This window comes from uncultured Sphingomonas sp., assembly GCF_946477935.1.
In the GTDB taxonomy this organism is placed as follows: domain Bacteria; phylum Pseudomonadota; class Alphaproteobacteria; order Sphingomonadales; family Sphingomonadaceae; genus Sphingomonas.
In genome coordinates, this window is the sequence record NZ_CAMLAC010000002.1 from 14,081 (window position 1) to 31,023 (window position 16,943).

The 16,943-nt window shown below is 63.5% G+C and carries 20 protein-coding genes; 7 read left to right on the plus strand and 13 right to left on the minus strand.

What is annotated here, in order from left to right; all coding sequences use genetic code 11:
• Positions 1 to 5: 5 nt before the first annotated feature.
• Both Q0U08_RS00480 and Q0U08_RS00485 read left to right on the plus strand, forming a co-directional pair.
• On the plus strand, positions 6 to 206 hold the full coding sequence (locus Q0U08_RS00480; RefSeq protein ID WP_126001390.1) for a hypothetical protein: 201 nt from the start codon (positions 6 to 8) through the stop codon (positions 204 to 206).
• Positions 207 to 234: 28 nt separating this feature from the next.
• A complete protein-coding gene (locus tag Q0U08_RS00485; protein WP_298089077.1) occupies positions 235 to 771 on the plus strand; it encodes a DUF2726 domain-containing protein in 537 nt (178 codons plus the stop codon).
• 92 nt (positions 772 to 863) lie between these two features.
• Here the strand turns inward: Q0U08_RS00485 and Q0U08_RS00490 are convergent, their stop codons facing one another.
• From Q0U08_RS00490 to Q0U08_RS00530, 9 genes are all read right to left on the minus strand, one after another.
• Positions 864 to 2,288 (minus strand): hypothetical protein, encoded by a 1,425-nt coding sequence (locus Q0U08_RS00490; RefSeq protein ID WP_298089078.1) that lies wholly within the window; start codon positions 2,286 to 2,288, stop codon positions 864 to 866.
• Entirely contained in the window at positions 2,285 to 2,584 is a 300-nt protein-coding gene (locus Q0U08_RS00495; protein ID WP_298089079.1) for a hypothetical protein, read from the minus strand. Before Q0U08_RS00495 ends, Q0U08_RS00490 begins: the two co-directional genes overlap by 4 nt.
• An 8-nt stretch (positions 2,585 to 2,592) precedes the next feature.
• The gene (locus tag Q0U08_RS00500; RefSeq protein ID WP_298089080.1) at positions 2,593 to 2,976 is read right to left on the minus strand and encodes a hypothetical protein; all 384 of its coding nucleotides are present in this window, start codon (positions 2,974 to 2,976) and stop codon (positions 2,593 to 2,595) included.
• Positions 2,977 to 3,012: 36 nt separating this feature from the next.
• Entirely contained in the window at positions 3,013 to 3,606 is a 594-nt protein-coding gene (locus tag Q0U08_RS00505) for a S1/P1 nuclease (RefSeq protein ID WP_298089081.1), read from the minus strand.
• 461 nt (positions 3,607 to 4,067) lie between these two features.
• The gene (locus Q0U08_RS00510) at positions 4,068 to 7,346 is read right to left on the minus strand and encodes an error-prone DNA polymerase (RefSeq protein WP_298089082.1); all 3,279 of its coding nucleotides are present in this window, start codon (positions 7,344 to 7,346) and stop codon (positions 4,068 to 4,070) included.
• Entirely contained in the window at positions 7,343 to 9,190 is a 1,848-nt protein-coding gene (locus tag Q0U08_RS00515) for a DUF6504 family protein (RefSeq protein WP_367271086.1), read from the minus strand. The genes Q0U08_RS00510 and Q0U08_RS00515 overlap by 4 nt, the downstream gene beginning before the upstream one ends.
• Positions 9,108 to 9,884, minus strand: coding sequence for a protein ImuA (locus tag Q0U08_RS00520; protein ID WP_298089083.1), 777 nt, complete (start codon positions 9,882 to 9,884; stop codon positions 9,108 to 9,110). The genes Q0U08_RS00515 and Q0U08_RS00520 overlap by 83 nt, the downstream gene beginning before the upstream one ends.
• Positions 9,885 to 9,988: 104 nt before the next feature.
• Complete coding sequence (locus Q0U08_RS00525; RefSeq protein WP_272781503.1) at positions 9,989 to 10,426, minus strand: DUF1810 domain-containing protein; 438 nt, start codon at positions 10,424 to 10,426, stop codon at positions 9,989 to 9,991.
• A 1-nt stretch (position 10,427) separates the two neighbouring features.
• Positions 10,428 to 11,147: an SOS response-associated peptidase gene (locus tag Q0U08_RS00530; protein WP_367271087.1), complete on the minus strand. Its 720-nt coding sequence runs from the start codon at positions 11,145 to 11,147 to the stop codon at positions 10,428 to 10,430.
• Between the two features lie 34 nt (positions 11,148 to 11,181).
• On the opposite strand from Q0U08_RS00530, the gene Q0U08_RS00535 reads away from it, so the two are divergent.
• The 4 genes from Q0U08_RS00535 (at position 11,182) to Q0U08_RS00550 (ending at position 13,586) form a co-directional block, all read left to right on the plus strand.
• Positions 11,182 to 11,610, plus strand: coding sequence for an SOS response-associated peptidase family protein (locus tag Q0U08_RS00535; RefSeq protein WP_298089084.1), 429 nt, complete (start codon positions 11,182 to 11,184; stop codon positions 11,608 to 11,610).
• Positions 11,611 to 11,635: 25 nt separating this feature from the next.
• Entirely contained in the window at positions 11,636 to 11,896 is a 261-nt protein-coding gene (locus tag Q0U08_RS00540; RefSeq protein ID WP_272781506.1) for a hypothetical protein, read from the plus strand.
• A 644-nt stretch (positions 11,897 to 12,540) separates the two neighbouring features.
• Positions 12,541 to 13,002 carry a hypothetical protein gene (locus tag Q0U08_RS00545; protein ID WP_272781507.1) on the plus strand — a complete coding sequence of 154 codons (462 nt, stop codon included), beginning with the start codon at positions 12,541 to 12,543 and terminating at the stop codon, positions 13,000 to 13,002.
• A 53-nt stretch (positions 13,003 to 13,055) separates the two neighbouring features.
• On the plus strand, positions 13,056 to 13,586 hold the full coding sequence (locus Q0U08_RS00550; protein WP_272781508.1) for a hypothetical protein: 531 nt from the start codon (positions 13,056 to 13,058) through the stop codon (positions 13,584 to 13,586).
• Positions 13,587 to 13,664: 78 nt separating this feature from the next.
• On the opposite strand, the gene Q0U08_RS00555 is transcribed toward Q0U08_RS00550, so the two are convergent.
• Complete coding sequence (locus Q0U08_RS00555; protein ID WP_272781509.1) at positions 13,665 to 13,949, minus strand: LysR family transcriptional regulator; 285 nt, start codon at positions 13,947 to 13,949, stop codon at positions 13,665 to 13,667.
• A gap of 432 nt (positions 13,950 to 14,381) precedes the next feature.
• Between Q0U08_RS00555 and Q0U08_RS00560 the strand changes: the two genes are divergently transcribed.
• The gene (locus Q0U08_RS00560; protein WP_272781606.1) at positions 14,382 to 15,347 is read left to right on the plus strand and encodes a YeeE/YedE thiosulfate transporter family protein; all 966 of its coding nucleotides are present in this window, start codon (positions 14,382 to 14,384) and stop codon (positions 15,345 to 15,347) included.
• On the opposite strand, the gene Q0U08_RS00565 is transcribed toward Q0U08_RS00560, so the two are convergent.
• The 3 genes from Q0U08_RS00565 to Q0U08_RS00575 all read right to left on the minus strand — a co-directional run bounded on the left by Q0U08_RS00565 (position 15,335) and on the right by Q0U08_RS00575 (position 16,899).
• Complete coding sequence (locus Q0U08_RS00565) at positions 15,335 to 15,775, minus strand: DUF6314 family protein (protein ID WP_272781510.1); 441 nt, start codon at positions 15,773 to 15,775, stop codon at positions 15,335 to 15,337. The genes Q0U08_RS00560 and Q0U08_RS00565 overlap by 13 nt on opposite strands.
• A gap of 77 nt (positions 15,776 to 15,852) precedes the next feature.
• Positions 15,853 to 16,338 carry a YkgB family protein gene (locus Q0U08_RS00570; RefSeq protein ID WP_272781511.1) on the minus strand — a complete coding sequence of 162 codons (486 nt, stop codon included), beginning with the start codon at positions 16,336 to 16,338 and terminating at the stop codon, positions 15,853 to 15,855.
• 48 nt (positions 16,339 to 16,386) lie between these two features.
• Entirely contained in the window at positions 16,387 to 16,899 is a 513-nt protein-coding gene (locus Q0U08_RS00575; protein WP_298089085.1) for a MarR family transcriptional regulator, read from the minus strand.
• Between the last annotated feature and the right edge of the window lie 44 nt (positions 16,900 to 16,943).

The window sequence follows — 16,943 nt, forward strand, 5'->3', positions numbered from 1 at the left end:
GACCGATGGGATGGGAGTTCGATGAAGGCGGCAAGTTCGGCAGTGAGAAGGCAGCCGAGGATTATGCCCGGCGCAACGGGTTGAGCAATGCCGACTTTCGGACCCGGCGGAAGGGTGACGGCGTCGAACTCGAGATCCGCCGCTCCGCCGTGGATGGCCGAAGCCTGCGCGACAGCAACGAGGGGCGCAAAGACGGATGGTTCTGAGGCGCGCCTGCGGAAAGGAGATAAAGCTATGCCTGAATTGATCGATCAGCTCGGTCGCGCGCCGTTCGCCGCCGTCATCCTCCTGGCCTGCATCGTCATGCTCTTCGCGCTTATCAAGGGCGCCGATGGATCGCTGGCCCCGATAGCGAAACGGTTCCTCACCGCCCGTGAGCAGGCGATGCTTGTGGCGCTCGAGCATGTTCTACCCATGTATCGCATCCATGCTCAGGTCTCGATGGGCGCACTGCTGGCAGCTCCTCGTCGGCCGGGGAGCCGATTCAATCCCGCAGATCGCAACGCATTCTCACAGAAGATCGTCGACTTTGTCGTCGTCGATCCGACCGTTTGGAATGTCGTCGCTTTGGTCGAACTGGATGATCGATCGCATAATGCCGTCAAGGATCGGGTACGAGACGCGACGACGGCGGGCGCAGGGTACAAAACGATCCGGATCCCCAGCTCCGCTCGTCCGACGGTCGCGACGGCGATCGCAGCAGTCGGCCATCTTCGTGATATGGCTCATTCCGACGAGAGCCAGATCACAGAGCCGCGGGCGGCGACCTAAATGACAAAGATCGGTTCAGTCATGAGACGCGGCAGCTAACCCCGCCCGCAGTAACCGAACATGGTGGCGCACTTGCCAGGACGCTGTCGCGGTCAGCCCTCAGGCTCGGTTGCTGGCGGCTGGTGCTCGATCCAACGACATATGTCGGTTTTCGGTCGCGGCTCATACGCTCGCGCCTGATACGGCCCCTTCGGAAACGGTACCGCATCGTCACCCGAATATAGCATCAGCCCGGCTTTGCCGAGCGGCAGCCCCGAGCCCTTGATTAACGAGCGGCTGCGGTTGAGCCACTCGGCGAAGTTGCGGGCCTGCTCATAGCTGAGGAAGTCGAGCGGCAAATTCTGGCCGAACACGTCGAGCAGCGTCAGCTCGTTGTTGCTTGGAGCGTAGAGGCGCCAACTCGGACGGCGAACACTTGTCGCCGGAACCAGTTCGACCCGCTTCTTGCTGTAAACGCCGCGTTGATAATCTGCCTTCTGCTTGCCCTCGATATAGGTGCCCGCGTTCGCCGTGACCTTGCGCAGCTCGTAATATAGATAGACGTCGGCGATCAGCGGACACGATGGCGGCGACTTCTGCAGCGTCACTTCGAGCGTGATCTCGCCGGGCGCCTGCAGCGCGCCCGCCTCGTTGGCGAGCCTCAACTTGGTGACCCGCTGTGTCCGCTCCTCAAGCGGATCGCTCGCTGCCCCAAGGTCGCGGCGCCAGCGGCGTGGATCAATGCGCATGGTGAGGGCGATCAGCGTGTTCCCGGATATGTCCAGATTGCGCTCGCTTTCGCGCAGAATGCGCAGCTCAGTCGGCAGGATGTCGGCACCGAGCTTCAAATACTGCTGATTGATCGTCGCGTTGGCGACCCGCGTGTTGCTCAAGTTGCCGCTGACGCCCGCGCTGGTTCCTAGCACATCGGTCAGAACATCGGTCACAGGGGGCGCGGCCGTGGTGGATGCGTTCGTATCGGACGTTGTGCGGCCGAGCTGGGCCTGAAGGCTCGCGCTCGCAGTGTCAGTGATCTGCGCGATGTTGAGGAGCTGGTTGTCAGTCGCGATGACCGTGTAACCATCGAACACGAAATTGCGCGGCATGACCTCGATCCACGTGCGGACGAGCCGATCGGCCGGTCCTGCATCCCAGCCGCGGCTCACGGTCGCGACTAAAGTTTGTTTGTAACTGCCTTCGACTGCCGCTGTCCCTTCCGGCTGCGCGGCCTTCTGCGCGAGCGGGCGAGCCAATGCGTCGCGAATTTCATCTGTCTTTGCGCCGGAGGCGGTCATTGCCGCGATGAGCGCGGCCTGACCATGATCGGACAAGTCCTTCAGCGAAGCCGGTGAGCTTGGCGGCGTCGCTGTCGGAAAGCTATAGAGCGCCACCGAGGGCTTGTTCCACTCAAACTCAGAGCCAGCAGGCCGGGCAGGCAACGGATCAAGCACTGGGGTGTGGCCCTTCGCCCAGCGACGTTCTTCCGGACTCGCACACGCGGCGAGCACGAGCGGAGCGATCAGGAATATCGCTTTCATGAGATATCTCCGCGCCACAGCCGCTGATCCTGCCCGTGGACCTCGCAACGGACGACATCGTAGCCCATGCCGTATTCGCAGTCCGGCAGTACTAGCTCCTCCACGGCGACGAGGAGCACGCGGGGTTTGGCGCGACGATTGTTGAAGTCGAGACATTGGCCCGGCGGTGCGCCGTAGTAGGGTACTGGGTCCTTCGGACTGTTCCAGTCCGACATCAAAACGAAGACTTGATCCACGAGCACCCCCTCTCGATGAAACTTGCCATAGTTCGTCGCGGTCGTTTCAACCGCCGTCATTCAGACAATCAGTCGACTGGCTTCGTGTAGGCGGGATCGAGCGCATCGTTTACAAGATGCGCAAGCCGGATACCCGCACGGCGCACGCGTTCCCCCGCCACGTCCTTGAACGCGTTTAGATAGGCGGCATCGACACGCACCTTCTTCGGCTGTCCGCCGTCTGGCAGGGCTGCGAACTCAGCAGAATATCGGCACGATCCGGCAGCCATCACGCAATATTGCACAGCTGGTCGCCTTGCTATCTCGTAAGACTCGGCGGCCCATTGCCATGGCGCGGTCGCGACGAACTGTTGCTTCTCGGCGATGCTCGTGTTCGCGTCGAGCGTGTCGACAGCGCGATAGGTGATCGTGCGCCGGCTCCAATTGGGCCGGTAATCTGTGCGTTCGCGCACGCGCTGAAAAATGCCGTTCTCGAGCAGGCAATTATCTCAGACAGCGTGAAAGCTGCCAGGTCTATAGGGATTGCCGGTCGAGCCGACACCGCATTTGCCAGAGAACGAAACGCTTATCGAGTTGCCGCCGACATCGTCCTCATAGGAAATATGCAGCGGCTGATGGATGTCTCCGACCCAATGGCCCAGCGCAAGCAGCGCTACGACTCGGTCTTGCTTCGATCGTGATGCGTCCCCGAGAATGGCGATGTCGCGCCTGATCCCAGATAGGATGCATTTGAGCGGTTGCCCGGTCGTTTCGCTCAAAGGGCAAATGTCGTTGGCGATCGCAGGCAGCGAGCGCGCAACATTTATAAAATGGTCTTTCGGATTTCTACGCGGCCGCTCGTCTTCCTCCAGGCAGCCGACATTGAGCGAGGTGTAGGTCCGCGTTTCGCCGTGCGCTGTGATAGTCACGCCACCGGCGAACAGGTCCTTGACTGCCTGTCGGGTTGCCGGCGTGAAATTGCGATACGCGAGATCACAGACGGTCAAATGACCGAATTCGCCCCATGCCTTGCTTTCCTGCGGCATCACGACGCCGCTTGCGGCCAATGCTGTCGTGAGCAACGCTAATGAAAAACGCGCCATGACCAGCCTCCTGGGTCTTGCCGACTCCTTTACCTCATCGTGCAATAAAGAACGTCTGATCGGACTTTGGCAAGTAGTCGAGTCCTGTGACTGCTCCGCATTGCAGCTTTCGAGTTTCCGGTTCGCTCAGCGACAGACTAGAATCGCGGGCCCGATCAAATGCGCGGCCCAAGGGGAGCGGCATCACGGATCACGGTTGCATGGAAGCGGCGAGCGCGTGAGGCTTCGCACATTGCAACGCCACACCCAAGTCGCTTGCCGCGCATGGGCCAGTCGTGGGTACGAGAACATCTGGATCGACGGCGCCTCACGCGATCGGCTCATTCGTGAGGCACAGATCGCCGCGCGAATAAGAACTGGGCGATGTCATCCATGACACTTTACCCGGAGGGTGGATGGTAAAGTGTCATTGATGACAGCCTTGTGGACGCTGATAGCCTCGCGTGCGGGATTTGGCAGGGTCAGTGAAAATCATGGCTGCGGATGCGCAGCAACTCTTCTTCGTCGGGAACGGCGTTGAAGGGCGGATAGGCCAGCGTTCGCCCACGCGGTGGCCAGGTCGGGTCACGCGGATCGGGACCGGCGCCGTTCTTCGCACCATCACCGCGTCCCGGCGCAACAGTGAAATCCATCTTCCCGATCGATCGCAGCATGTCGTCATGGTCCGTGACGCGGTCGCAGATGATGTGGATGACCTCACCCTCCTTCTGGACCCTGCCGCGCATGGCTATCATCGAGGCGGACATGACCTGGCGGCGATAAATCTCGAACCGGTCGGGCCACAGGATGCCGTTGGCGATGCCGGTCTCGTCTTCGATCGTGATGAACAGCACTCCTTTGGCGGAGCCTGGACGCTGGCGGACGAGGATCACGCCGGCGACCTCCACGTTGGGGCCGTCGCGTACCGAGGCGAGATCGGCGCATCGGGTAATACGCATCATATCGAGCTGGCCGCGAAGAAAGCTCATCGGGTGGCCGCGCAGCGATAGCTGGAGCGAGCGATAGTCCTCGACCACCTCGCGCCCATCGGTCATCGTGCGGAGCGGAACCGACGGCTCCAAGCCCTCGGGCGAGAACTTCTCCTCGCGCGCGTCGGCGGCAGCGAACAGCGGCAGCGGCGCTTCGCCGAGCCCTTTCACTTTCCACAGGCCCTGGCGGCGGTTTTCAGCGAGGCAGTGGAAGGCGTCGGCTTCAGCCAACCGCTCGATCGCGGCGCGCGGCACACCGGCGCGGCGCCACACCTCCTCAATGCTCTCGTAGGGCGCTGGCCCGCGTGCCGCTGCGATCGCGGCGCCATGGACGTTCGCGAGCCCGCGAACTTGCCGGAACCCGAGCCGTACCGCCATGTAGCGGCCGCCGGTTGGTTCCAGCGTACAGTCCCAATGGCTGCGATTGATCGACACCGACCGTACTTCGACATCATGCTTGCGCGCGTCGTCGACGATCTGGGCGGGGGCATAGAAGCCCATTGGTTGCGCGTTGAGCAGCGCTGCGCAGAACACGTCGGGATGATGGTGCTTCATCCAGCACGACGCATAGGCGATCTTGGCGAAGCTGGCGGCATGGCTCTCGGGAAACCCGTACGAGCCGAATCCCTCGATTTGCTTGAACGTCCTCTCAGCAAAGTCCTTCGGATAGCCGCGCGCCACCATCCCGCTGACCAACTTGTCATAGAAGTGGCTGACCCCGCCCGTGAGCTTGAAGGTGGCCATTGCGCGACGGAGCTGATCGGCCTCTTGGGGAGTGAACCCGGCGCCGACGATGGCGACCTTCATGGCCTGCTCTTGAAAGAGCGGCACGCCGAGAGTCTTCTCGAGGACGGCGCGCAGCTCGGGTTTAGGATATTCGGGCTTCTCTTTGCCCTCCCGGCGCCGGAGATAGGGGTGGACCATGTCACCCTGGATCGGTCCCGGCCGCACGATCGCGACCTCGATGGTGAGATCGTAGAATTCCTTGGGCTTCATGCGTGGCAGCATGTTCATCTGCGCGCGGGACTCGATCTGGAAGACGCCGAGCGTGTCGGCCTTCTGGATCATCGCGTAGACATCAGGGTCATCGTCCTGCAGGTCGGCCATGCCGACCCTGATGCCCTTGTCCTGCTCCAAGAGGTTGAACGCGCGGTTAAGGCAACCGAGCATGCCCAAGCCCAGCACGTCGACTTTCATGAATTTGAGGGCGTCGATATCGTCCTTGTCCCACTCAATGATCTGGCGATCCTCCATCCGTGCAGGCTCGATCGGCACGAGATCGTCGAGCCGGTCCTGGGTCAGCACGAAACCGCCGGGGTGCTGCGACAGGTGTCGCGGGTGCCCGATCAGCTGGCGGGCGAGCTGAAGCGTCAGCTTCAGCCGGTGATCCCCGGCATTGAGGTTGAGGCTTTCGATCTGCTCGTCGCTGATCCCGTCGACCGACCAGCCCCACACGAGCCCGGTCAGCATTTTCGTTAGGTCGCGTGGCAGGCCCAGCGCCTTGCCGACCTCAGCGACTGCGCCGCGAGTGCGGTAGCGGGTTACCACGGCGGTGAGGGCGGAGCGGTGACGTCCGTAGGTCTCGTAAATCCATTGGATGATCTCTTCGCGTCGCTCATGTTCAAAATCGACGTCGATATCGGGCGGCTCCTTTCGCTCGCCGCTTACGAAGCGTTCGAACAGCAATTCGTGCTTGATGGGGTCGATCGACGTGATGCCGAGCAGAAAGCAGACGCAGCTGTTGGCCGCGCTTCCGCGACCCTGACACAAGATGCCGCGGCGGCGGCTCTCGCCGACGATCGAATGCACCGTCAGGAAGTAGGGCGCATAACCTAGCTGGTCGATCAACCTGAGCTCGTGGTCGATTTGGGAACGATATGCCTGCGGTACGCCCCCGGGGAACATGCGCGCTGCCGCCTCCTCGGTCAGCGCCGCCAGCGCCTCCTGCGCCGTCCGCCCAGCGATGACCTGCTCGTATGGATACTGATACTGGATCTCGCCAAGGTCGAATCGGCACTGCGCCGCAATGTCGGCGCTGGCCCGGACGGCATCCGGGAAGTCAGCGAACCGCCGCTCCATCTCGGCCGGAGACTTCAGGTTCCGGTCCATGTAGCGCTCGCGCCGGAACCCGAGCGCATCGATCGTCGTCCCTTCGCGGATGGCCGTCATCACGTCCTGCAAGGGCCGCGCCTCGCCGGTGTGATAGAGCACATCTCCGGTAGCGACGCTCCGCACGCCCGCGGCACGCGCCATCGCATCCAGCCCGTAGAGGCGTTCGGCATCATCGGGGCGGCGGCGCAGCGACAGCGCCAGATAGCCGCGAGATCCGAACACGGCACGCAGCTCATCGAGGCGAGCGGCTGTGGTCTCGTCCGGCATATCCGGCACGAGGATCGCCACCAGCCCGTCGGCATGCGCCGCGACGTCGCTCCAGTCGAGGATGCAGAGGCCCTTGCCGCCACGCGCCTTGCCGACCGACAGGAGGCGCGTCAGTCGCGACCAGGCGGTGCGGTCGGTTGGATAAAGCAGCACCGCTCGGCCGTCGGTCAGATCAACCCGGGCGCCGGGCATCATGCGCACGCCGGTAGCCTTTTGCCCATCCCAGCCGCGGACCACGCCAGCGACGCTACCCCGATCGGCCAGACCCAGCGTATGATGACCGAGCAGAGCGGCTGCAGAAAACAGTTCCTCGGGCGAGCTGCTGCCACGCAGGAACGAGAAGTGGCTCGTCACCTGGAGCTCGACGTAGATCGTTGCGGGCGCGTCCGTCATCCGAACAGCCCGTGCATGTACCAGCTGAGGTCGCCGGTCGGCGCCTCGACGCCGTCCCCGCGGCGAAACAGCCAGAAGCGCTCGCCACCCTCGGCCTCCACCCGGAAATAGTCCCGCACCGCCCACATCTCGCGCTCGTTGCGCCACCACTCGCCATGGATGCGTTCCGGGCCATCGCCGGCGACGACGCGATAGATGCGGCCGCGCCACGCGAACCGCCGCGGCGGGTGATCCGGCAACAGCGCCACGACGTTGCTGAGCGCCTCGGGCCGACGCAGCAACCGCACCGGCCGCTTCCACGTCGGCCAGCCAGCCGGTGCCGCGAGCACGTCTGTCCGTCGGATAGCACGCTCAGGCACGTCGCTCTCTTCCGCGCCAACCCGGAACAACGCGGCCTCGCCGACGCGTCCGGCAAGCTGGTCGACCAGCGGCGAGAGGTCGGCGGGGAGATCGTCGCCGACCAGCACCGCACCGAGCGACACCGGTGCAAGATCCTCGATCCTCGGGGCGGCAAGCGCCACCGCCTCGATACCCAGCCCCGGATCGATCCGTTCGACCCGCATCGCCAGCATACGCGTGAGATGCTTCGCGTCGCGCGTCGCCCGCGCGGTTCCAAGACCGATACGCTGCTCGTCGCCGTCGACGCGCAAGCAGGTCAGCACCGCGGCGCGAACACCGAGCCCCCGCGCTTGCAGCACCGCCACCATGTCGTCGACGAGATCGCCAATCACCTGGGTGATCGCCTCGGCTGTACCGATCGGTTCCAGCAGCCGGCGCATCACGCGCGGCTCTTCGAAGGGCACCACCGGAATGATCGGCTCGGCGACCATCCCGCGGGCCTGGTCGAGGCGAGTGACCGTCGCCATGCCGAGCCGGCGCGCGAGCGGACCGCGCGGCATCGAATAGAGGTCGGAAACCCGCTCCAGCCCGAATCTGGCGGCCGCATGCAACGCCTCTGGCGTCAGCCGCAGCGAGGCAAGCGGCAGATCGGCGAGAATCTCCGTTTCTGAGCCAGGTGGCACGATAGTGGCCGGCTTGCCGCCGTAGCGCGCCAGCGCATGCGCTGCGCCCGGTGTGCCGGCGATCGCAATGCTGGCGGTGAAGCCGACACGCTGGAGGAAGCGCAGTAAGCGGCGGCAGAAGTGCGGCTCGCCACCGAACAGATGGGTGGTGCCGGTTAGATCGAGCCACAAGCCATCCGGTCCGGCGACACTGGCGGAAGGCGTCCAATGGCCGACCGCATGGAGCGCCAGCCGGTCGAGCCAAGCGCGATCCTTGTCGTGCTCAGCGTCGCGTACGTCGAGACCGGCGACGAGGGCGCGGGCATAGGCCGCAGCCATGCCGGGGCGCAGGCCTAGCTCGAGCGCAGCCGGGCAAGCAGCGGTCAACACGTCCTTCTGGCCGACCCGTTCGATCAATACGGTCGGGCGACCCCATATCCGATCAAGCGGGGCTGGCACAGCACGTCCGCGCCCCGGCGTACCTTCGTCTGGCGGCATCGCCTTGAACGGATGATCGGCTGGTTCGCTGCGGCGGCCAAGCATACGCCTGGGCGGTTGCTGATGCGCCGGCAGCGTTGCGATCGCTTGCTCGACCGAAGCGTGCGGCGATGCGCCATCGCGTGGCCATGCCGCGGAGCCATGATCGGCGAGCGCCCAGCGCGCGCCCGGCCGCCAGCCGCCGCCGCGTGGCACCGAGCAGGCGCCAGGATCGTCGTCGATCGGCGGTGCGAACCTCAAGCGTGTGGGGGCCGGCAGCGCCTCAGGCAGCTTGGCTGGCCGCTCCAACCGCCGCAGCCGCTCGATGGCGAGCTGGGGCAGGTAGAGCGAGGCGACCCTGGTCATCACACGCATCAAGTTCGAGGGAGAAAGGATTGCCGTTGCGCTGTCTGACCAACTCGACCGACCAGCGTGGACGGCCGACGCCAGGATAAGGTAGCCTGGCTGACGACACGCAGCCGATCCGCCAGCGGGTCATCGCCGACGAGGGCTGACCGAGCGGACAACGGTCGCACGAGCGATGCCGGCGGTAGAGCAGCATCGGCGTCCCGCCATCCGATGCGGCAAGCTGGAGGCGGCGGGTCGCGGTCTGATCGGCCAACTTCACCTCGGCGACCACGCAGGCGAGCGAGCCGAATCGCAACGCATCCTCGGCCAGCGCCAGCACCTCGGCATCCTTGCCCGCTTCGGCGTGGAAAATGCGCTCTGGACCGAGCCCGACCTGATCGAGCCCCGGCGCATAAAGGTCGTAGCGGCTCAGTGCCCACAGCACCGTAAATCCTGGTTGTGAGGCGAACCTGGCGGCGATGCCGGCTGCAAATAGCGTGGCGGCCGCGTCGTCGTTCAGCGAGGCGGTGGCGGCAGCGATCTCATGGAGCCCGGCGCCGTCGAGCCCGCCGCCGGCAACCTTGCTATCGACCGCCTCCAGTCCAAACGCCAGTACCGGCCCGCGCTGGCTCTGGGCTTGCGCAAGCTGCGCGCGAAGCGCGGCTAGTTGATCGGCATCGGGCCGATCGGGGGACGACGAAGGTAGGAGCATCGGGCAACATCGACTCACTTGTTCCTTCTATGTTCCGCCTACTCGTGGGGTTCGTCAAGCCGGATGATGAGTTATCCGTTTCTCGGACGTGAAGATGCAGTGGCTCACCCCGCCGGCGCCGCATCTCCGATGAGGCGTAGCGTCATCGGGTCGCGCTTGCCGCCAAACCAGCGGTCAAGCGCCGCGGCGATGAGCGCATTGGGACGAACTGCCTCGAACAGGGTCAGCGACGAGCGCAGCTTCGTGGCATCGATGTCGCCGAATACAGCCTCGGCATTGCTCGTCGCGAGATCCTGCAGGGCGGCGACGCATTCGAGATAGCGTGGACCCAATACGGCGTGGTCGAGATAGGCGCGTGCCTCTTCGAGCGACCGGACGGCGAAATGCTGCGCGGTCGAACTGCGCCCGAGCCCGGTGAACTGTGGGAAGACATACCACATCCAGTGCGAGCGCTTGGCCCCACGCCGGATTTCCGCGAGCGCGGTCTTGTAGTTGAGGGTCTGAGCCTCGACGAAACGATCGAGCGAGTTAACGTCCGGCATGTCAGAGCAGCGCCGGTTCTGCGGCCGGGAACACGCGCGTGACCGGCAAACTGCCTTTCGGTAACGCCCGCAGCACATCCTTCGGCGGCACCGACGGATCAAGCCAGTCAGCCCATTGATCGCGGGTCAGCGGGATGATCTGACGATGATGATAGGGCGCGACATCTTCACCCGGCTCCATGGTCAGCATGGTCCAAGCTTCGCCGGATGGCACCGCCCGCCAGATGCCCGCGATGCAGAACCAGTCGTGTCCCTTCAGCGTGAACAGCCACTTTGTCTTGCGCTTCTGACCTGGCTGCGGTTCGGTAAACTCATAGAAGCCATCGGCCAGGATCAAGCAACGCCCGGAGGCAAATTCGCGACCTTCGCTGCGGTAGTTGTAGACGGGCCTGCCGCCTTGCCCTGGCCAGCTCCATCTACGACTGACCAGCTCGCCCACGCCACGTTCGCCCTCGACACCGCGTACTATCGGGGCTGAATCGCTTATCTTGATATCCTCTCGAGCTGCCACGTTGGGCGTGCCTTCGGGGGTCTTGATCTTGATCTTGAGGTCTTCAAAGTCTTCCATGATCGAGGCGATGTCCACCTCCAGCCGATAGTCATTGCACACACGCCCCAGCCTTTCTTGCGACCTGCCGTCGTTCCCACTATGTTCCTGCGGGATGGAGTCGCCTATACCATTTGATACCGACGCCCCGCCGGGGGGCAGACGTGCCATCATCAGGCGAAATCCGGATGATGCCAGCGAAATCGAGATGGTCGAGGCGGCCTGGGGGTCCAACCCGCGGTTCAGTGATGGCGCCTCGTTGCGGTTCGTTCGCTCGGAAGGCCGCCCATTCCCGAACAACCGTTGCCTGATTCCAGCCAGCGAATTCCACATGCGCGTGGGAGACAACCGCTACCGCGCGACTCTCGACAGCGGCAACTTCTTCTATCTTGCCGCCATCTGGGAGCCGGCAATTGGCGGGTGGCCGCTCAGCTTCCGTGTCATCACAGTCGCGGCGAACGCTGAGGTTGCCCGCTACCAGGACCGGCATGGCGCGATCATCGAACGACGGCACCGGATGCAGTGGCTCGACGCTACCGTTCCGGAGATCGACCTGCTGCAGACGCCGCCAGAGCGGACCTTTCTCGTCGAGCGGCTCGTAGGGGGCGGGACCAGCCAAGCGGTGCTCGCCCTGTGACCACCGAGAAACAAGGAGCAGCAGCATGGACGTGCTAGCGGACGCAGCAAGTTGGCTGACCCAAGAGGCCGACGAGATCCTACTCGAATATCCTCGAACATCGCCTGCGGACCTCGCCACGTCGTTCGAGCGGACGATAGCCAGCTATGACGGCGATCGGGACATGGCTGTGGCCATCATTGCCGAGCTGAGGCACCGCGCCGGCGCGGGCGTACGCTTTTGGCCTGGCCAGCCCTCCGAGCCGGAGGCGGCCGATGCAATTACGGGCGACGACATACCGTGGTGACGGCTCCGAGACGGTTCGAACTGGCCTCCGCGAATCCGCGTCCATATTTGGTGCTTGGCGCAGTCGTCACATCGTTTTCTTGGGCGACACCCGCATCGGCAGATCCTTGCGAGGGAGTTCTGCCCGCTCGCGGTGCCGTCTTCTCGGGTGTCGTTCGCTATGTCGGCGATGGCGACGGCCTCTGCATCGGACCTGCGAGACGGCCGGACCGGTGGATCGAGGTGCGCCTCGCCGACTTCGACGCCCCGGAGCTAAGTGAGCCAGGTGGCCAGCGTGCGAAGCGATTGCTCGCAAGCATCGTCATGGGCCGCTCTCTCACCTGCCGCGCTGGCCGACGTAGCTATGACCGGATTGTGGCGCATTGCAGGTTAGATGAGCGTCCGCTCGGCAATCTATTACGCGACCGCGGCGGTCGCGAAGGCGGCCGCTAACTCGCAAGCCAATGCAGCCTGACCTGATCAACTCGCGCCTCTTGTCGTGCTCGATCTGCCATCTGATTGGTGAGGCCGGTCATATGTGAGAACACAGCATCGTCGCGCTTGAAGAAAGGCGTTGGTCGATCGGGTCTTGTGCTCTGTTGGAGCCAGCTTGAAGCCATCCGACAGTGTCAGTCGTTAAGAGAGCAGCACTAGCGGAGCATGGCTTTGACCCCGTTCGACTTCTGGACCGGCATGTGGCGTACGGGGCAGGCGATGGCCAACGCTGGTATGAAGATGGCGGAGGTGACCGATGCGTCGCGCACCGTTATCGAAAGCCGATCACTAGCGATGCTAGCGGCGTCTCGCGATCCATTGAATGGCGACTATGCTGAGCTCAATCGGATGGTGCCGGAGAAAGTCGCAGCATTCGCAAGGGCAGGGGCTTCCGCGTTCGACGATCTTCAGGCTGTCCAAGCGCAGGCGATTGCAAACTGGCAGATGATGGTGGGCATAGCGCTGAAAGGCCGTGCTGCTACGCCGGCCGAGATCGGGATCATGACGTCTCGCACCGCGACGATGATCGAACGGAGCGCGACGGCGGCGGGGAGGGCGCTTGCCCCCGTCCACCGCAGCGCCACCGGCAACGCTCGCCGGCTCACTCGTACGAAGGCGCGCAAGAAAGTCTGAGCAAGGCGACAAAGGGGATTCACACGCGACTCGGCGTCGCGTAGATTCCTGCTATGTTCCATCAGGCAGACCTGTTTGACCAGCCGCGCACTTCAAGACGCGCCATGGATACGCCGACGCTTTTGGCGACGATCGCCGGCGCCTCGCAGAGACCCAAGTTCGCCTACATGCTCCTTCAACTGATCGCCGAGATTGCCGATGAAAAGGGGCGGGCAGGCCCGAGCGTTGCCGTCGACGGCGCGGCGATGCCGGTGCGGGATTGGCTTTGCGACGGCCTAGTCCCCATGGCGCAGCGAGACGCACGCCGACGCTCCACGGTCCAAGCGGTGCGCGAGGACCTCGAGAAGTCGAACGCGCTCCCTGTTGACGCTACCAAAGCCGATCTTCTCATCGAGCAGAAGGTGCGTGAGCGCGTCCGCCGCTCTGGCCGTTGCAACGTCAGCCGTGCAGTCTCGGACCTTGTTCGGGCTGGGCTGTTGCGGCGCCATTATCAAGGCTATCGCGTCGATCATGAAAACCGTGGAGCACAGCGTGAGGCCGTCTATACGATCGTACCTGACGCACTCGCGGCCCTACGCAGATAATCGACCCGCCATTTAGCATAGATTGCCTGCGGCCGCGGCGCCCTTCGATGCGCGGGCGTAGCCAGCGCGAGCGCAGTCTCAAGAGGAAGGCAACTCCCGCTGACTTTCGAGAAGCGCGAGCTGGGTCTGAATGGTGTGCAGCGCGGGTCGAACGACGTCCAGCAGTGCCGCCCCGGCAGGAGTGAGAGATAGCCGTCGGGTGGTCCGCTCAAGCAGCATAACCTTGTGCCGGCCTTCCAATTGCTGAACGGCCCGCGTCAGCGCCGATTGCGAAACGCCAAGCCGCGATGCGGCTTTCGTGAAGCTGCCCATTTCAGCCACTGCGGCGAAGGCCACCAGATCGGCTAGGTCGTCTCTGGACATACGCTAGAACCCGCCGACGGGAGAGGAGCGCGCCAAGCTGTCCACTGTCCTCTGCCTTCCTGTGCTGAGCAGCCAGTCGCTGCTCATAGGCAGAAGCGAGCGCGTCTCCTGCGTCGCGACGGTCCATCTTCTTAAGGCCTGACATCCAGCACGCTCACTCGCGAGCAGGTTGGCAGAGGCGCGCCGCCTTCGTTCACCGGGACAGGTGAATGCCCCGCACTGACAAATAGCCATGTCGCGGATCTCAATCTATATGCGTCACGCATACAGTTCGGGAACGCGGATGTCTATGCGTCACGCATATAATAGCAGAACTGATGCGCGTCGTTGCAACGGCCCTGCGCGCAACGGGTGTGTCCGCGCCTCAGGCAATCACGCTTACCGGCTTCCCACGGTGCAAAATGCGCCGCCTGAACTGCGGGGTTGAGCACGATGCTGTCGTGGCTCGATGTCGTTCTGAGTATGCTATCCTTCGGCTTCGGTTTCTCCGCTAATCAGGGGGGCACCTGTCTGGTCGCGGTCGCTGACGAGCTAGTCAGACGACGCCCTCCCAAAACTCTCATCGGACTTGTCGCAGCATCTGCGGCTGCCGGCCTTATAGCCGTGCCGCTCGCTTGGGCTGCGGTGATCGACGGACTATCGATCACCGCAGCCAGCATCCATGTTCCGCTCATGGTAGGTGCCGTTGCGTTCGGTATCGGAGCCCTCGTCAACGACACGTGCCTGTTGGGGTCGCTGGCTCGTTTAGGGGACGGCGAAATGCGGCTCTTGGCACTGCCCTTCGGATTAGCGGCCGGCATGCTGCTCATTGACCACGCGCGACTTGCTTCTGTCGCTACGTGGCCGAGCCCGCTTTCGACGCCAAGCCTGCTGGGTGCGGTTTGCCTGTTGAGCTTTTTGATCGTCCTGACGCTGGCATCCATCAAGCTAACGGCCACCGAGCCTCCGCTACCTAGGGGAAGATGGCCACTGGTATTGTCAATGCTGATCCTTGGAGCGACCGGCGGCGCGCTTTTTGCGCTGTCACCAACCTGGACACTCGCGCACCTGTTGCAGCACAGCCTTCTAGCCGGAGATATGCGCACCGGAATTGTCGCACTCCCGGCCGTTGCAGCATCGGTTGTCGGCGCATTCGCTGCGTCGATGTGGCAAGGCAATATGCGCCTTCAAACCCCTTCCACCCGTGACCTCTTTCGGACCTTTGGCGGCGGCCTCCTCATGGGGGTCGGGATCGCACTCATCCCCGGCGGAAACGACGGTTTGATCCTGTCGGCGATACCCGCGCTGTCGCCAGCCGGCTTCGCGGCTGTCCTTACGATGATCGCTACTATTCTGCTTGGTCTGATCGGACGCCGCCGACTGACCCGCGGCGGGCGCATCGATCCTCACCGAACATAGCTGCTGATCAAACTATAGGCCTTGGCCGGACCCGTCACGTCGATGATGATCTCGAATGCGCCCGGCAGCGCAAGAGCGTAACGAACCTCGTACAGGTCGTCACCACAGTGGTGGACGTCGTCAGCTACCAGGCGTTCGCCGTCGGAGGCATCGAACGTCAGGCGCACGAAGTCATTGCCTATCGTCGGCCCATCCGCAAACGCGACCGTGAAGCCTCTTTCGGAGGGCCGATAGGTGTAGCGCCGGTGAGACGACAACTCGCGGCCGTCTCGCAATCTAAGCGTACCGCATTCCCGGTATGCGAAAATGCCGCCGAGTCCAGGCTCGAAGGTCGCCTTGCCGTGGAGCTGAGCGCCGGCACCTCTAATCTCTCGATCAAGCTGCCAGGCGCCGCTCAGGCTTCGAAGGAGGTTAGCCCCTTCAAGCACGGCGAACCGTCATCCTGCGTGCTGTACACGCGCTGACGCGCCGCAGGAATATCTCCTGAAGCGCGAGCACGCGTCCGTTACGCCAGATGCGCCGGTCGCCGCTCGACCGAATTGAAGAACAGAACGAGCGACGCTGCGAGGAGGACGGCGTCCTTCAGCAGGAACTGACCCGGCGCCGCCGAAATCGCGGGGAATCCTCCCGCGCTGGCTTCCGCGACGCCCGGTGTGGTCACGAAGAATGTCAGCGTGATCAGGTAGGTGGCAACTGACATCAGCGCACCCAGCGCCGAGAAGACCGGCCGAAACGCGCCGATGGCGAGAGCCGCAGCCGTCGAGAGCTCGATGACCCCGATGAAGTAGCTCTGCCCTTGCGTTCCGAACATGCCGAGCCAGCTCATCAGCGGGCTATGCCCGATAAACGGAGCGATCCCGTCAGCTTCGTACATCGTGAACTTCATGGCACCGAACCATAGAAAGACCAAGACGAGCGCCCATCTCAGCAGCGCCAAGTCCTTTCTGTCTTGCTCGGCGACATGAAAGCGGTAGCGGTTCAGAAACGGCATCTGGAACTCCTCAATGAAGATGATGTCGGTTGAGTAGGGTCGAGTGGCTCAATGGCGCCGCGCGCCCATCGGGCAGCCAAGACATTTTGCCTGATCGCAGAAGCGGCACGTTGGCAGCGCGCTCTGCGGATCATCGAGCAGCGAAGTGAGAATGGTGTCGGCGATCCGCTCCAAGACTGCGCGGTCGTTGTCAGGAACCCGAACCAACAAACCGGAGACCGCAGCATTTCTCAGACCGAGAAGTTTGGTTCGCTCGGCCTGACCCCGCCGTGTGAGCGTGATATGGGCGACGCGGCGGTCGGACGGCGACTGTGACTTTCCCACAAGGCCTTGATCATCCAGCCGCTCGACCACACGCACCGTTCCGGCGTGCGAGAGGCGAAGGATTCGGCTGATCTGATCGATCGACATCCCCGGCTCGTGACCAATTGCGATCAGCGCGGCCGCAGTTTCCCCGCCCGCAGTGAACGCTTCGGCGATAGCAATCCGTACCCGATCGGACACGGCCTGAGAAAGCGCGCCGAAAACGTTGATCAGTCGATCTGAGGGCTCGTCCATCATCAGCATGACTCGATGGAATATATGCGTCACGCATACACCTTCAA

Coding starts and splice junctions, on each gene's coding strand:
- Q0U08_RS00490 (WP_298089078.1), bottom strand. CDS start 2,288: ATGAAAGCGATATTCCTGATCGCTCCGCTCGTGCTCGCCGCGTGTGCG.
- Q0U08_RS00560 (WP_272781606.1), top strand. CDS start 14,382: ATGCTGTCGTGGCTCGATGTCGTTCTGAGTATGCTATCCTTCGGCTTC.
- Q0U08_RS00480 (WP_126001390.1), top strand. CDS start 6: ATGGGATGGGAGTTCGATGAAGGCGGCAAGTTCGGCAGTGAGAAGGCA.
- Q0U08_RS00570 (WP_272781511.1), bottom strand. CDS start 16,338: ATGCCGTTTCTGAACCGCTACCGCTTTCATGTCGCCGAGCAAGACAGA.
- Q0U08_RS00575 (WP_298089085.1), bottom strand. CDS start 16,899: ATGATGGACGAGCCCTCAGATCGACTGATCAACGTTTTCGGCGCGCTT.
- Q0U08_RS00555 (WP_272781509.1), bottom strand. CDS start 13,949: ATGTCCAGAGACGACCTAGCCGATCTGGTGGCCTTCGCCGCAGTGGCT.
- Q0U08_RS00485 (WP_298089077.1), top strand. CDS start 235: ATGCCTGAATTGATCGATCAGCTCGGTCGCGCGCCGTTCGCCGCCGTC.
- Q0U08_RS00505 (WP_298089081.1), bottom strand. CDS start 3,606: ATGGCGCGTTTTTCATTAGCGTTGCTCACGACAGCATTGGCCGCAAGC.
- Q0U08_RS00520 (WP_298089083.1), bottom strand. CDS start 9,884: ATGCTCCTACCTTCGTCGTCCCCCGATCGGCCCGATGCCGATCAACTA.
- Q0U08_RS00535 (WP_298089084.1), top strand. CDS start 11,182: ATGGTCGAGGCGGCCTGGGGGTCCAACCCGCGGTTCAGTGATGGCGCC.
- Q0U08_RS00515 (WP_367271086.1), bottom strand. CDS start 9,190: ATGACCAGGGTCGCCTCGCTCTACCTGCCCCAGCTCGCCATCGAGCGG.
- Q0U08_RS00525 (WP_272781503.1), bottom strand. CDS start 10,426: ATGCCGGACGTTAACTCGCTCGATCGTTTCGTCGAGGCTCAGACCCTC.
- Q0U08_RS00530 (WP_367271087.1), bottom strand. CDS start 11,147: ATGATGGCACGTCTGCCCCCCGGCGGGGCGTCGGTATCAAATGGTATA.
- Q0U08_RS00510 (WP_298089082.1), bottom strand. CDS start 7,346: ATGACGGACGCGCCCGCAACGATCTACGTCGAGCTCCAGGTGACGAGC.
- Q0U08_RS00540 (WP_272781506.1), top strand. CDS start 11,636: ATGGACGTGCTAGCGGACGCAGCAAGTTGGCTGACCCAAGAGGCCGAC.
- Q0U08_RS00495 (WP_298089079.1), bottom strand. CDS start 2,584: ATGACGGCGGTTGAAACGACCGCGACGAACTATGGCAAGTTTCATCGA.
- Q0U08_RS00550 (WP_272781508.1), top strand. CDS start 13,056: ATGTTCCATCAGGCAGACCTGTTTGACCAGCCGCGCACTTCAAGACGC.